Origin of the sequence: Paraburkholderia fungorum, from assembly GCF_046027605.1 — a bacterium.
Lineage (GTDB): Bacteria > Pseudomonadota > Gammaproteobacteria > Burkholderiales > Burkholderiaceae > Paraburkholderia > Paraburkholderia fungorum_F.
The window spans coordinates 128,056-143,110 of sequence record NZ_JAQQEF010000017.1; the positions used below are offsets into that span (position 1 = coordinate 128,056).

At 61.5% G+C, this 15,055-nt stretch carries 12 protein-coding genes; 7 read left to right on the plus strand and 5 right to left on the minus strand.

All coding sequences use genetic code 11. The features are described from left to right. Positions 1–295: 295 nt before the first annotated feature. A complete protein-coding gene (locus PQR53_RS25675) occupies positions 296–574 on the plus strand; it encodes an HU family DNA-binding protein (RefSeq protein ID WP_408460217.1) in 279 nt (92 codons plus the stop codon). A 249-nt stretch (positions 575–823) separates the two neighbouring features. Here PQR53_RS25675 and PQR53_RS25680 read toward each other — a convergent pair whose 3' ends face one another. From PQR53_RS25680 to PQR53_RS25690, 3 genes are all read right to left on the minus strand, one after another. Then, the gene (locus PQR53_RS25680; RefSeq protein WP_408460220.1) at positions 824–2,983 is read right to left on the minus strand and encodes a malate synthase G; all 2,160 of its coding nucleotides are present in this window, start codon (positions 2,981–2,983) and stop codon (positions 824–826) included. 41 nt (positions 2,984–3,024) lie between these two features. Then, positions 3,025–3,429: a heme-binding protein gene (locus PQR53_RS25685; protein WP_408460223.1), complete on the minus strand. Its 405-nt coding sequence runs from the start codon at positions 3,427–3,429 to the stop codon at positions 3,025–3,027. Between the two features lie 85 nt (positions 3,430–3,514). Next, positions 3,515–4,453 carry an SMP-30/gluconolactonase/LRE family protein gene (locus PQR53_RS25690; protein WP_408460226.1) on the minus strand — a complete coding sequence of 313 codons (939 nt, stop codon included), beginning with the start codon at positions 4,451–4,453 and terminating at the stop codon, positions 3,515–3,517. Between the two features lie 238 nt (positions 4,454–4,691). Between PQR53_RS25690 and PQR53_RS25695 the strand changes: the two genes are divergently transcribed. The 4 genes from PQR53_RS25695 (at position 4,692) to PQR53_RS25710 (ending at position 10,305) form a co-directional block, all read left to right on the plus strand. Beyond that, entirely contained in the window at positions 4,692–6,239 is a 1,548-nt protein-coding gene (locus tag PQR53_RS25695) for a UxaA family hydrolase (protein ID WP_408460229.1), read from the plus strand. 101 nt (positions 6,240–6,340) lie between these two features. Next, a complete protein-coding gene (locus PQR53_RS25700; protein ID WP_408460232.1) occupies positions 6,341–7,648 on the plus strand; it encodes an MFS transporter in 1,308 nt (435 codons plus the stop codon). 72 nt (positions 7,649–7,720) lie between these two features. Continuing rightward, positions 7,721–9,013 (plus strand): MFS transporter, encoded by a 1,293-nt coding sequence (locus PQR53_RS25705; RefSeq protein ID WP_408460235.1) that lies wholly within the window; start codon positions 7,721–7,723, stop codon positions 9,011–9,013. A gap of 125 nt (positions 9,014–9,138) precedes the next feature. After that, entirely contained in the window at positions 9,139–10,305 is a 1,167-nt protein-coding gene (locus PQR53_RS25710; protein ID WP_408460237.1) for a mandelate racemase/muconate lactonizing enzyme family protein, read from the plus strand. 71 nt (positions 10,306–10,376) lie between these two features. Here the strand turns inward: PQR53_RS25710 and PQR53_RS25715 are convergent, their stop codons facing one another. Both PQR53_RS25715 and PQR53_RS25720 read right to left on the minus strand, forming a co-directional pair. After that, the gene (locus PQR53_RS25715; protein WP_408460240.1) at positions 10,377–11,306 is read right to left on the minus strand and encodes a dihydrodipicolinate synthase family protein; all 930 of its coding nucleotides are present in this window, start codon (positions 11,304–11,306) and stop codon (positions 10,377–10,379) included. Between the two features lie 41 nt (positions 11,307–11,347). After that, the gene (locus tag PQR53_RS25720) at positions 11,348–12,346 is read right to left on the minus strand and encodes a 2-hydroxyacid dehydrogenase (RefSeq protein ID WP_408460243.1); all 999 of its coding nucleotides are present in this window, start codon (positions 12,344–12,346) and stop codon (positions 11,348–11,350) included. 142 nt (positions 12,347–12,488) lie between these two features. Between PQR53_RS25720 and PQR53_RS25725 the strand changes: the two genes are divergently transcribed. Together PQR53_RS25725 and PQR53_RS25730 are read left to right on the plus strand one after the other, a co-directional pair. After that, positions 12,489–14,228 (plus strand): IlvD/Edd family dehydratase, encoded by a 1,740-nt coding sequence (locus PQR53_RS25725; RefSeq protein WP_408460245.1) that lies wholly within the window; start codon positions 12,489–12,491, stop codon positions 14,226–14,228. A gap of 52 nt (positions 14,229–14,280) precedes the next feature. Beyond that, positions 14,281–15,024, plus strand: coding sequence for a GntR family transcriptional regulator (locus tag PQR53_RS25730; protein ID WP_408460248.1), 744 nt, complete (start codon positions 14,281–14,283; stop codon positions 15,022–15,024). Positions 15,025–15,055: the final 31 nt, after the last annotated feature.

The following is a 15,055-nucleotide window of genomic DNA, read 5'->3' on the forward strand; positions in this document are numbered from 1 at the left end:
CCGCGCAAACAAGGCCTTGGAACATTTCTAGGCCACCATCTTCCAAATGTTTCACGACGAAGCGCATTTCTGGGCTGCCAAATCGACAAAGGGAGAGCGGCTATCGCCGAGCAGTACCTTCGCAAACCGCCATGTATCAAATGTTACGTATTCTGTAGTTCTCGTCTCGCCTCACAATGACAATTACGGACGACTACCGCCCAGCGGCAAAGAGGATGGTGCGTTGTTCGCCATTGCGCGATGGTGAGGCGATCGGGTAGGGTGAGAATTTCACAACCACAACAAGGGATCGGCAATGAACAAACAGGAATTGGTGGATGCAGTCGCTGCGGCGACTGGCGCGAGCAAGGCGGCCACAGGCGAAGCGATCGATGCGTTCACCGGCGCAATCACGAGCGCCGTCGGGAAGGGTGACACGGTCCAACTCATCGGTTTCGGATCGTTTTCGACGGGAGCCCGCGCCGCACGCGTCGGCCGCAATCCGGCGACCGGCGCTGAAATCCAGATCCCTGCGGCGAAGACCGTGAAGTTCACGGCGGGCAAGGCATTCAAAGATGCGGTGAACGGATCCTGATAGCGACAGAAAGCCGCCGCTCGGAGGCACGCCGGCGGCCGACCATTGCAGACACGTCGTCGCCAGAGGTCGGCGTGCTCTGCGGAGTCCCCGCGGCCACATGCCTGGGTATCCTCTCTAAAAGAGACCTGTTGTAAAGGCAGCTATTTGCACCACAGCCTCCAGTTGTCAGGCATGGCCGCGCAGCACGACGAAGGCGACCCGCGATGAACGCTGGAATCGCCCCACGTGTTCGACTGCGATCTGCGCCTACGACTTCGCGCCAAGCCGGAACTTGTGCAGCAATGGCTCCGTATATCCGCTGGGCTGTGATCGCCCTTCAAAAACCAGCGCCTTCGCCGCCTTGAACGCAAGCGATGTGTCGAGGTGACCGGTCATGGGCTGGTACTGCGGGTCGCTGGCGTTCTGCGCATCCACCACTTTCGCCATGCGCTTGAACGTTTCGTTCACCAGCGCTTCCGATACCACGCCATGATGCAGCCAGTTCGCAATGTGTTGGCTCGAAATGCGCAGCGTCGCGCGGTCTTCCATCAGACCGATATCGTGAATATCCGGCACCTTCGAGCATCCGACGCCCTGATCGATCCAGCGCACCACGTAACCCAGAATCCCTTGCGCGTTGTTCTCGATTTCCTTGCGGACTTCCTCCTCCGACCACTGCGCCTTTTCGACGACAGGAATCGTCAGCAAGCCATCGAGCAGTTCATCGCGCACGCTCTCGTAAGCGGTCTTTTCCAACTCTTGCTGCACGGCCTGAACGTCAACCTGATGGTAGTGCAGCGCGTGCAGCGTCGCGGCAGTCGGCGACGGGACCCAGGCCGTGTTCGCGCCCGCTTTCGGATGCGCGATCTTCTGTTCGAGCATCGCGTGCATCAGGTCCGGCATTGCCCACATGCCCTTGCCGATCTGCGCGCGCCCGCGCAATCCCGAGCTTAAGCCGGCCAGCACGTTGTTGCGCTCGTAAGCCGCGATCCACGCGGACGATTTCATATCACCCTTGCGCATCATCGGACCGGCTTCCATTGCGCTATGCATCTCGTCGCCGGTGCGATCCAGGAAGCCCGTATTGATGAACGCCACGCGCGCCGATGCCGCCGCGATACACGCTTGCAGGTTGACGCTCGTGCGGCGTTCCTCGTCCATGATGCCCATCTTGATGGTATGGCGCGGCAACCCCAGCAGATCTTCGACACGGTCGAACAGTTCATTGGAAAACGCGACTTCGGCCGGCCCGTGCATCTTCGGCTTGACGATGTAAATCGATCCAGTCCGCGAATTGAGCTTGTTTTGAAGGTCGTGCATCGCGCCCAGCGAGGTCATCACGGCATCCAGAATGCCTTCGGGAATCTGATGACCGTCGCGATCGACAATTGCCGGATTCGTCATCAGATGCCCGACGTTGCGAATGAACAGCAAAGAGCGTCCATGCAGCTTCACGGTCGAGCCATCGCCTGCGGTGTATTGGCGATCGGCGTTCAGGCGACGCGTGAAGGTCTTGCCGTTTTTCGTGACTTGCTCGGACAGATCGCCTTTCGCGAGGCCAGTCCAGTTGCGGTAAAGCTGGACCTTGTCGGCGGCATCGACAGCGGCAACCGAGTCTTCGCAATCGATGATCGTCGAGACGGCCGCTTCCATCAGCACGTCTTTCACGCGCGCGGCGTCGATCTTGCCGATGGCGTCCGTGGCGTCGATCTGGATCTCGAAGTGCAGGCCGTGATGTTTGAGCAGGACGGCGGAAGGGGAGCCTGAATCTCCTTGATAGCCGATGAACTGCGCGGGAACCTTCAATGCCGACGAGCCGTTTTTGAGCGTGACGGCGAGCTTGCCGCATTCCACGCGGTACGCGATGGCGTCGACATGGGAGCCGTTGGCGAGCGGTGCGGCTTCGTCGAGGAATGCACGGGCGCGCGCGATCACGCGTGCGCCGCGGACCGGGTTGAAGTGAGCGGTGCGCTCTGCGCCGTCGGTTTCGAGGATCGCGTCGGTGCCGTAGAGCGCGTCATACAGGCTGCCCCAGCGCGCATTCGCGGCGTTGAGTGCGTAGCGCTGATTCGAGAGCGGCACGACGAGTTGCGGGCCGGCTTGCCCGGCGATTTCGGTGTCGACATTCTGGGTCGTCGCCTTGACGGCTACGGCCGTCGGCACGATATAGCCAATGCCTTCGAGAAATGAGCGGTATGCCTTCAGATCGCGCACCGGGCCCGGATTTGCGCGGTGCCACTGGTCCAGTTCCGTCTGCAGACGATCGCGCTCCGCGAGCAGCGCACGGTTCTTCGGCGCGAGGTCGTGGACGAGGGCATCGAAGCCTTTCCAGAAGGCTTCGCTGTCGATGCCAGTCCCACTCAACGCCTCATCGTCGACAAATTTGTTGAGAACAGCCGCGACGCGCAGCCCGTTTCGCTCGATCATTTCACCCATCATGTGCTCCAACAGTTTCAAATATCAATCAATCAGCCGTTGAGGCTGTTTGCTGCGGTTCTGGCCACTTGCGAATCCTGATCCGGCTTGACACCGGATACACCGACTGCGCCCACAACGTGCCCGTCGACCATGACGGGCACGCCGCCTTCCAGCGTGCCGGCCAGCGGTGCGCTCAGGAATGCGGTCCGGCCGCCGTTGATCATGTCTTCGTACTGCTTCGATTCACGTCGGCCGAGCGCTGAGGTACGCGCCTTTTCGGTCGCGATGTAAGCGCCGATCGGCGCACAGCCGTCGAGACGGAGCAGGGCAAGCAGATGGCCCCCGTCATCCACCACCGCGATGGTGACTGCCCACTGGTTTTTCTCTGCTTCCGCGCGCGCGGCTTCGAGGATTTGCGTAGCTTCTACAACGGTCAATACGGATTTGCTTTGCATGTTGGGTTATCGAGTCTGTGTTTCGAAGTGAAGTGTCGCCGCCGGCGCATGCCGGTGGCCTGGATATGTTTTGTGGCGAACCGGGTTAGCCACCCAGTGCGCCCTGCGTGTTGACGTGCACCGCATAAATAGACTGCGACGACGCCATGAACAGCCGGTTCCGCGCGCGTCCGCCAAAGCACAAATTCGCGCAACGCTCGGGCAGCGCGATCCGGCCGATCATCTTTCCTTGTGGCGAAATGACCATGACGCCATCGAGTTCGTCATTGCCCATGCCCCAGCCGCACCACAAATTGCCGTCGATGTCCGCGCGCATTCCGTCGATCGTGCCGGCGCCCGCGTCGTGGAACATCCGGCCTTTACCGATTCCGCGACCGTCCGCGGCCATTTCATAAACGTGAATCATCCGGTTGGGCACACCGCGCGACTCGATGATGTAGAGCAGCTTCTCGTCGGGTGAAAAGCACAGGCCGTTCGGCCCTTTCAAATCGCGAGTGACGATGGACGCTTCGCCCGTCACGCCATCGATCCGATATACGGAGTGCGGGAGTTCCTGCTCCGCCTTGATTCCTTCGTAGTGCCCGGAAATGCCCATCGGCGGATCGGTGAACCAGATTGAACCGTCCGATTTCACGACCAGATCGTTGGGGGAATTAAGCGGCTTGCCTTCAAAGGAATCGAGAAGGACGGTGATGCTGCCGTCGTACTCGGTGCGTGTGACGCGGCGGCCGTGCTCGCACGTAACGAGCCGTCCCTGCCTGTCTCGGGTATTGCCGTTCGCGTAGTTGGAAGGTTTCCGGAACACGCTGACCACACCCGTTTCCTCTTCCCATTTCAGCATCTGGTTGTTCGGAATGTCGCTCCACAGCAGGTAGCGCCCGTCGCCGAACCAAACCGGACCTTCGGTCCAGCGGTAGCCGGTAGCCAGCCGTTCGACAGCCGAAAAGGCCACACGGTATTTGTCGAAGGAAGGGTCTAGCGAAATCACCCGGGGATCGGGGTATCGCTCAGCTTGTTGCCACATCTCAGTCTCCTGTTCGGGTACCCGGCATTTCCGCCTAGGCGGCGGCACGACCGGTAGTATAAGGGGAAATGAGTAAGCGCTTTCTCTTGAATTCGCAACTGATGTGCCATAAGATGCTTGGAATTCTGGAGTTTAGAGCAGTGGCGCGTCGGCCGTATCGGTTATGTAAGAAAGCGATTACTCGATTTGTGGCCGCATTTGACCGCCTGGCGCAAAATTTTTTGAAGGGCAATGCCTGATGACTGAGATGACGAGCAAGAACGTAACCGGGCCAGTGATCCGGTTGCATCCCGCTGACAATGTGGTAATTGCGCGCATCGACGTCGCGATCGGTACGCCGGTTCCATCGGAAGATTTTGTGTGCCGCAGTCAGGTGACCGCGGGTTATAAGATCGCGGCGACGCCCATCAAAAAGGGCGAACCGGTTCGCAAATACAACGTGGTGATCGGTTTCGCCGCGACGGATATTGCGCCAGGCACGATGGTCCATAGCCATAACGTCGAGTTCCGTGAGTTCGACCGGGACTACGCATTTGGCGCGGACTACCGGCCCGTCGAGATGGTGCCCGAAGCGGGGCGCGCCACGTTCCAGGGCATCGTGCGGGATAACGGCGAGGTTGCCACGCGCAACTACATTGGCGTGTTGTCGACAGTGAATTGCTCGGCCACGGTCGCCCACAGGATCGCCGAATGGTTCACACCGGAACGGCTGGCGGACTACCCGAACGTAGACGGCGTGGTCGCGTTCACGCACTCGATCGGTTGCGGCATGGAAATGAGCGGTGAGCCGATGGCGCTGCTGCGCCGAACGATGGCGGGTTACGCGCGCCATCCTAATCTTGCCGCGGCGCTGATTGTCGGGCTGGGATGCGAGCGCAACCAGCTGGCCGGACTGATGGGTCAGGAAGGCCTGAAGGCTGACTCGCGGCTGCACACGTTCATCATGCAGGAGAGCGGCGGCACCCGCCGGACCATCGAGGCCGGCGTAGCTGCGGTCAAGGCGCTGCTACCCGATGCCAATCGCGTGAAGCGCACGACGGTTCCCGCAAGCCACCTGAAGATCGGTCTGCAATGCGGCGGCTCGGACGGTTTTTCGTCGATCACCGCCAATCCTTCGCTTGGCGCCGCGATGGACTTGCTGGTTCGTCATGGCGGCACAGCCATCCTCTCCGAAACGCCCGAGATCTACGGCGTGGAACATACGCTCACGCGGCGTGCGGTCAGCCGCGAAGTTGGCGAGAAGCTGATTGAGCGGATTCACTGGTGGAAAGACGAGTACTCGGTCGGTCGAGACGTTCAGATCAACGGCCAGGTCAGCCCTGGCAATCAGGTTGGCGGACTGGCGAACATCTTCGAAAAGTCGATTGGCTCAGCGATGAAAGGCGGCACCGGGCCGCTGATGCAAGTCTATCGATACGCCGAGCCGGTGAAGCAAGCTGGACTCGTCTTCATGGACACTCCCGGCTTCGACCCGGTCTCCGCGACGGGTCAGATTGCAGGCGGCGCAAATCTTATTGCCTTCACCACAGGTCGCGGTTCGATGTTCGGCGCCAAGCCCGTGCCATCGCTGAAGCTCGCCACCAACACGCCGATGTACACCCGGCTGACCGAAGACATGGATCTGAATTGCGGTGGGATCCTGGACGGCACTGCGTCGATCCAGAGCACGGGTCAGAAAATCTTCGACGCGATTCTTGCAGCCGCGTCGGGTGAGCGGACAAAAAGCGAAATGCTTGGGCTAGGTGATCACGAATTCGTGCCGTGGCAGATCGGCATCATGAGTTGAGTCCGCGGTGCGTCAGCGCATCGCGAGGGTGAGCGGCTATTTATATCCATAACTAAAACCGCCGCCCTGTAGCTAGTCGAACAAAATAGAGGAGACAGCCCTTGAGCACGCAAACCCCGGCAATACACGTACCTGACAGCGCGGCAAGCAACTCGATCTACACGCGAGTGACCTGGCGCTTCATGCCCTTGCTGTTCGTCTGCTACGTGGTGGCCTATCTGGATCGGGTCAACGTGGGCTTCGCCAAGCTTCAGATGCTCAGTGATCTGAACTTCAGCGAGGCAATGTACGGTTTCGGCGCCGGCATCTTTTTCATCGGGTATTTCTTCTTCGAGGTGCCGAGCAACCTGCTGCTGCACCGGCTCGGCGCGCGCCGCTGGATCGCCCGGATCATGCTCACGTGGGCCGTGCTCTCGGCGGCGACCGCGTGGGTCAGCACGCCCACGATGTTCTATGTATTGCGCTTCTTTCTGGGCGTGGCCGAAGCCGGCTTCTTCCCGGGGCTGGTGCTGTATCTCACCTACTGGTATCCATCGCACCGGCGCGGCAAGATGATTGCTTTCCTGATGGCGGGCAATCCGGTGGCGGGCATTGTCGGTGGCCCGATATCGGGCTTCATCATGCAGCGCCTCGCGGGGAACGCGGGGCTTGCCGGCTGGCAGTGGCTGTTCATTCTGGAAGCCATCCCCGCGCTGATCCTGGGAGCCGTCATTTTCTGGTTTCTCGACGACCGGGTGAAGGACGCAAAGTGGCTGCCGGTTGAGGACCGCGACTTCATTGCAGCTGAAATCGATGCGGAAGCCCGCACCAAAAGCCACGGTTCCGTGCGCGAGGTCTTCACATCGCTCAAGGTCTGGACCTTGTGCACGATTCTCTTCGGCATCGTGATGGGCTCTTATGCGGTTGGCTTCTGGCAGCCGACCATCATAAAGAGTTCCGGAATCACGGACGCCTTCACCATCGGCCTGCTGACCGTCGTGCCGTATCTTGCCGCCTTGATTCTGATGATCGTGGTCGGCCGCCACGCGGACCGCACGCGTGAACGCCGCTGGCACGTCGTGTTGCCGCAATGCATGGCGGCGGCGGGTTTCGTGATGTGCGCCTACGCAGGCAGCAATACCTATATTGCGTTGCTTGGCCTGACGCTTGCCGCTTCGGGCGTGATTACGGCGTTGCCCATGTTCTGGGCCTTGCCCACCTCTTTTCTCGGTGGCACCGGTGCCGCCGCCGGTATTGCATTGATCAATTCGACGGGCAATCTCGCAGGATTTGTGAGCCCTGCGCTGGTTGGGTGGCTAAAGACGGTCACGCATTCACTTGATTCGAGCCTGTTCCTGATCGCGGGGTCGCTGATTGTCTCCGCATGTCTGATCTTGACGCAGCTTCCCGCCAGGCTTGTCAACAAGTAGTACCTCATGGCACTCGAGAGAAGTGTCAGATAACAACATTCGGTATCCTCAATTACATGGAATAGAGACAACATGAAGACTGGGAAGTATCGCTACGTTGTCGCGTTGCTGCTGTTTATAGCGGGCGCGATCAATTACATGGACCGCGCGGCGCTTGGCGTGGTCGCGCCTATCCTCAACAAGGAACTGAGTCTTTCGCCGTCGCAACTCGGCGTGGTGTTCAGCAGTTTTTTCTTCGGCTATTCCATTTTCGCATTCGTCGGCGGGCAACTCGCCGACAAGTACGGCCCGCGCCGGGTCTTCTCCTGGGCAATGGGGACATGGTCCATTCTCTGCGGGTTGACTGCGGCCGCGACGGGATTCGGCACGCTGCTGGTTTCCCGGGCGCTGTTCGGTTTCGGCGAAGGTCCGATGAATTCGACGACCAACCGGACCATCACCAACTGGTTTCCCCGGCATGAAACCGCGACCATGGTCGGCTTCACGTTCTCGGGCCAGACGGTAGGCAGTGCGATCGCCGGGCCGGTGGTGGGTCTGATCGCGATTGCTTACGGCTGGCGCACGTCGTTTGTGATTATCGCGGCGCTCGGGCTGGTATGGATCGTCGCGTGGCGTATCTTCGCGACCGACAAGCCGGCGCAAAGCGCGCGGGTCGGCGAGGCCGAACGCGAGATGGTCGAAGCGAGCCGTAGCGCGGCACATCCGGCCGAAGGCGGCGACGAAAGCACGCCGCTGCGCAGCTACCTGTTTCGTCCGAGCACGCTTGCGCTTGGCGTCGGCCTTTTCGCCGTGAACTACACGCTGTTCGTGTTCATCTCGTGGATGCCGAGCTATTTCACCAACGCACTGCATCTCGACATGAAACACATGAGCATTCTGAGCGCAGTGCCATGGGCATGCGGCGGGATTGGATACTTCGGCGGCGGTCTGGTTGCCGATGCGTGTTTCAAGCGCATGAGCAACAAGCTGCTGGCGCGCAAGGTGTCGGCGATCGTGCCGCTTGCGCTGTCGGGTCTCGCCCTGCTGGGCGTGAGCATGGTCGATTCCGTGACGCCCGCAGTGCTGCTTGTCGCATTCGCCGTGTTGTTCCTGACGGCTTCGTCGCAAGCGTGCTGGGCCACCATGCACGAGCTCGTGCCGGGCAGGCATCTTGGCGGGGTAAGCGGTTTTGTGCACCTGCTGAGCAACATTTCGGGCATCGTCGGTCCGACCATGATGGGTCTGGCGGTCCAGTACTTTGGTGGTTACAGCAGCGGCTTCATGCTCGGCGCGGCGGTCGATCTGGTCGGCGTACTGGCCATGCTGCTGGTCATCGGCCGGCGCCCGGCAGGCGAGACGGCTGGGACGCATACCACCGCCGCATAAACGGTCCGTCATGCCATGCATGCTGTCAGGGCGGCGCAGGCGGGGCCAGCCGCCCATGACCGTGCGCGCGGCCGCACGATCGGTTGCGTGAGTAATCTCGTTTTTTTTCGAGTCGATCTACTGCTATGAAACACGTCATCGTTGAACCCGAGCAAGCCGACTATCAAACACGTTCGCGGATCGTTTCGGTGGAGGCGCGCACCATCCGCGTGCCGCTCGACCGCCACACCGCATTCTCGACCCGTCTCGTCACCGCCCGCGACTACACGGTCGTGCGCGTCACGACAGCCGACGGCCATTACGGCATCGGCTTTTGCTACAGCGGCAACCGCGCCGGCATGCTGGTCACGTACGCCGTCCGCGAATTGTTTGCGCCGCTATTGCGCGGGCGCTCCGCGCTCGATGTCGAAGGCACGTGGTGCGCCATGTACGACGAGTCGTTGCTGCAAGGGCGTGCCGGTTCGGTCATGCGGGCGCTGTCCATCATCGACATCGCGTTGTGGGACCGGAATGCACGCGCTGCGGGCCTGCCGTTGAGCCGCTATCTCGGCGGCACATGCAGCGCCACCGTGCCGGCCTATGCCAGCGGCGGTTACTACCTCGAAGGCAAGACGCCCGAGCACCTCGGCGAGGAAATGGCGGGCTACGTGGCGCTGGGGTTTCGCGCCGTGAAGATGAAGGTAGGGCGGCTCGATCCGCGCAGCGAGGAAGCGCGGATCAGGGCGGCACGGGAAGCGATCGGCGACGACGTGCTGCTGATGCTCGATGCCAACAACGCCTGGTCCGACGTTCCGACCGCGCTCGAATACATGCGCCGGTACGAGCCGTTCAACCCGTACTGGATAGAAGAGCCGTTCAGCCCTGACGACATCGAGAGCCATGCGCAATTGAGCCGGCGCACGCCGGTGACCGTCGCGACCGGCGAGATTGAAGCAGGGCGTTGGCGGCATCAGGAGCTGCTCGACAAGCGCGCGGCGATGATCCTTCAGTCGGACGCGGCGGTATGCGGCGGGATCAGCGAATGGCGACGGATTGCGGCGTCGGCCGCAGCCGTGGGTGTGACGATGTGCCCGCACTGGTTCCACGATCTGCACGTGCATCTGGTGGCGTCGACGACCAATGCGCGCTATGTCGAATTTTTTCCTGACGATCAGGTGCTGAATTTCCGTCGGCTAGTCGATACGCAACTGTCGTTCGCAGACGGCCAGCTGACCGTGCCGACGCGTCCGGGCCTCGGATTCGACTTCGAGGAAGCCGCGTTGAACGAATACGCGCTGGACGATTGGGCGTGAAGCCGAAGCCGTGAATAGCCGGGAAACGCCCACTGGTTGCGCATGCAACCAGTGGGTGTTTCTTCAGGGCATCAGGCGGTGACTTCGATACCCGGCATCGAGAAGCCGATTTCGCGGAGTGCGGCGGCGAGCGCATCGCATTGCACGGGCGTCAGATCGACGAGAGGAGGACGGACGACGCCCCACTCGGGATCGCTCGAATACAAGCCGATCGCTGCCTTGAGCGCGGGGATCATCGGGAACCTGGCGAACGTCGCGCGCGTGACGTCCAGTGCTGCCTGACAGGCATCGGCGTCGGCCGCTTGCCAGTGGCGATACAACTGCACGATCGCCGCCGGATTGACGTTTCCGGTTGCCGTGATGCAGCCGACGCCGCCCGCCCGCATGGTGGCCAGCAGAAAGGTTTCACTGCCGGCGAACACATCGAAGCCATGCGGCTGGAAGCGCTCGAGCATGGCCTGCGTGTTGCTCCAGTCGCCCGAACTGTCCTTCACGCCGGCGATCACGCCCGGGAAAGCAGCGAGCAGCCGCTCGATGAGCGCGAGGCTGAGCGGCACCTGCGACACGGGCGGGATGTGATACAGATAAATGCGCAGCGCGTCGGAACCCACACGCTCGATGATCTGCGCATAGCTGCGGAACAGGCCTTCGTCGGTGACGCCCTTGTAGAAGAACGGCGGCAGCGTCAGCACATTGTTCACGCCCAGCGAAAGCGCATGGCGGGTCAGTTCGACCGTGTCGGTGAGGGCCGAGCAGCCGGTGCCCGGCATCAGACGATCGACCGGAATGCCTGCGCCAACCAACGTTTCGAGCAGTTTCATTTTCTCGCTGACCGCGAGCGAATTCGCTTCCGAGTTGGTGCCGAAAACCGCGAGTCCGACGTCCTGTTCGATAAGCCATCGGCAATGACGGACATAGCGGTCGTGATCGGGAAGAAGATCCTTTGTGAACGGCGTGACCACGGGCGAGTAGACGCCGCGCGGCCGGTTGACTGAAGTCATCGCGTGTTCCTTTTGATTGGGGTGAGGGTGTTTCGCGCCATTCAGCCGGCGATCTGTTGCGCCGGCGAGCGGGCGTGGAGCGCTTCGGGATTGACACAGGTCGACGAGAGCTGGCCGTCGAATGCATCGATGAGATTGCGTACCGCGCGCATGGCCATGTTCTCGCGTGTCTGTTGCGTGGCGGAGCCGATGTGCGGCACCGCGACCACGTTCGGTAACTGGAGCAGCGGCGAATCCGGCGACACCGGTTCGCGTTCGAACACGTCGAGACCGGCGCCGCGAATGCGGTTTTCGCGCAGATGCGCGATGAGGGCGGCTTCGTCGACGACCTGTCCGCGCGCACAGTTGATGAGAATGGCCGACGGCTTCATGGCGCCGAGCTCGGCACTGCCGATCAGGCGCTCAGTAGCGGGCGAGAGCGGCACGAGCACGCAAACGAAGTCCGCAGCCGCGAGCAGTTCGGGAAGCGGTCGCCATTGCGCGCCGTAGCGCTCCTCTGCATCGGGATTGCGGGAGCGATTGGAATAGATCACGTCCATGCCGAAGCCGAGAGCGGCGCGCTTGGCGACCGCGCTGCCAATGCGCCCAAGTCCGACGATGCCCAGCGTTTTGTGATGCACGTCGACACCGAATTGCGCCTCGCCGACAGTACGCGTCCACTGGCCGCGCCGCGTCCAGTCGGCGAGTTCGGAAATCCGCCGGGCGGTCGCGAGGATCAGGCTGAACACGAGGTCGGCGGTGGTTTCGGTGACTTCTTCCGGCGTATTCGTCAGCACGATGCCGCGGCGCGAGAGTTCGGGGACATCGAACGCATCGAAGCCCGCCGAAATGGTAGACGCGACCTCGAGCAGGGGCGCAGCATCAAGGATCTCAGGCGTGATCTTGAGATTGTTGCCGACTATTCCATGAGCCGTGCCCAAGGCGCGCCTGAACGGCGCGAGGTCGCCGGAGGAAACGTCGACCAGCTCGACGGAACAGTGCTCACGAAGAAGCCCCAGCACGGCTGGAGGCAACGAACGGTAGGCCACGACATGCTTCATGAAGACCTCAGCAGAATGCTGTTAGAGAGTTGACAGGCGGCATCGACCGCAACAAAAAAGAATCGCTTGCGGACAGACTATAAGTATCGGTAAGATCGCCGTCAAGATTATTGATAATCGTATCGGAAATTCAGGAGCAGTGATGAGCGAGAAGAAAAGCGGCTTGCGGCAGGGCCTGACGAACTACGGCGATGAGGGTTTCTCGCTTTTTCTGCGCAAGGCGTTTATCAAAGGCGCGGGCTATACCGACGACGCGCTGTCGCGTCCGATCGTGGCTATCGCGAACACGGGCAGTGCCTACAATCCGTGCCACGGCAACGCGCCGCAGTTGATCGAGGCGGTAAAACGCGGCGTGATGCTGGCGGGCGGGCTGCCCGTCGAATTCCCGACGATTTCGATCGCGGAGAGTTTTTCGCATCCGACCAGCATGTACCTGCGCAACCTGATGTCGATGGACACGGAGGAGATGATCCGGGCGCAGCCGATGGATGCGGTGGTGCTGATCGGCGGCTGCGACAAAACCGTCCCGGCCCAGTTGATGGGTGCCGCGGCGGCGGGCGTTCCCGCTATTCAACTGGTGACGGGTGCCATGTTGACGGGCTCGCATCGCGGTGAACGGGTGGGAGCATGTACGGACTGCCGTCGCTTCTGGGCGAGCTTTCGCGGCGACCAGATCGACGAAGCCGAAATCGAAGCGGTCAACAATCAGCTCGTCGCGACGGTCGGAACCTGTTCGGTGATGGGAACGGCAAGCACGATGGCCTGCATTGCGGAAGCCTTGGGCATGATGCTGCCGGGCGGTGCGTCTGCGCCTGCGGTGACGGCCGATCGTATCCGTATCGCGGAGCGTACTGGTGCGCAGGCCGTGGCGATGATCGGGCGGGATCTGAGTCCGACGACCATCCTGACGCCCAAGGCAATCGAAAACGCGTTGCGGGTGCTGCTCGCGATCGGCGGCTCGACTAACGGCATCATTCACCTCACGGCCATTGCGGGCCGGCTCGGGATTCGCATCGACCTCGAGCAGCTCGACAGGATGGCGCGCGAGACCCCGGTGCTCGTCGATTTGAAGCCGTCTGGACAGCACTACATGGAAGACCTGCATCGCGCCGGCGGGTTGACCACGGTCATGCGCGAGATGAAGGGCCTGTTGCATCTCGACGCGCTCACCGTGACCGGCCGTACGCTCGGCGAGGAACTGGATCTCGCTCCGGCGAGCTTCCCGCAAGAAGTCGTCCGCCCGTTTGGCCGCCCGATCTTTCCGCAAGGCGGTATCGCGGTGCTGCGCGGCAATCTCGCACCGGGCGGCGCGATCATCAAGCAGTCAGCGGCAAGCGCCAGCCTGATGGAGCACGAAGGGCGGGCCGTCGTCTTCGAGGACGCGGAGGATCTGGCTCGCCGTATCGACGATCCGGAACTCGAGGTGGAAGCGCACGACGTACTCGTGCTCAAGCGGATCGGTCCGGTCGGCGCACCCGGAATGCCGGAAGCGGGCTACATTCCGATCCCGCGCAAGCTCGGCCGCCTGGGGGTGAAAGACATGGTGCGCATTTCGGATGGCCGCATGAGCGGCACGGCGTCCGGTACCGTGGTCCTGCACGTGACACCTGAAGCGGCTATCGGCGGTCCCCTCGCGATCGTGCAAACGGGCGACCGGATTCGCCTGAGCGTGGCGGAACGGTCTATCGAACTTGCCCTTAGCGACGAGGAAATTGCAGCGCGTCTCGCCGCGTTGCCGGCGCGCCAGGTCGATCCTGACGAGCGTGGTTATCGCAAGCTCTTTCTGACCACAATCACTCAGGCCGACGAGGGTTGCGACTTTGACTTTCTACAAGCTACCCGTATCACCGCGACCGTTCCTGGTAACGGAAACAAGGGTTAAAGGTCATATTTTCGTATAGGCTCGCGGCTTAGATCATTTTGCGGATCCTTTTATGAGCAATGCTGCCAAGCCCAAACGCTCCGATGCACCGACTGCGAAGACGGTCGAGCGCGACCGCAATATCGACGAGACGCTGCGCAGCGTCTCGGACGAGCTCGAGGAGCAGATCGTCCTTGGCGTTCTGCATCCGCGCGAACGGCTCGTGGAAGACGATCTGTGCGAGCGCTTCAACCTGAAGCGCCACGTCGCACGTCAGGTGCTGGTGGAAGTGGAGCGGCGCGGCCTGGTGGAGCGCCGCAAGAATGTAGGCGCGCTGGTCAAGTCGTTTACACCGCGCGAGGTCACCGAACTGTATGCGCTACGCGAATTGCTGGAAGCAGACGCGGCGAGGCGCATCGTTTTTCCGGTGAGTAGCGAGGCGCTCGCTGCATTGACGGCAATTCAGGCAGAGCACGACGAAGCGGCTATCGCCGGCGATCTGCGGCGGGTGTTCCGCGCGAACATGGCTTTTCACCATGCGTTCTTTGCGCTGTCGGAAAGCCAGGTGCTAACCGAGGCGATTCACGAGTATGAACGCCGCACGCATGCCATCCGTTCGGTATCCATTGTGTTTCCTCAGTATCTGGAGAAGGCTCGCGCCGAGCATCACCAGATGATCGAGGCGCTTCGAACCGGCGACCGGGAATCGTTGATCAAGTTATGTCGCGAGCACCTGGTGCCATCGCGCGATGCCTATCTTGAAGCGCACCATCGGCGCTCGGCCGGCTACGCCCTACAGAAAGGCGAAACCGATTAACCGTATTGACCTGAATCACAGAGAGGGTATC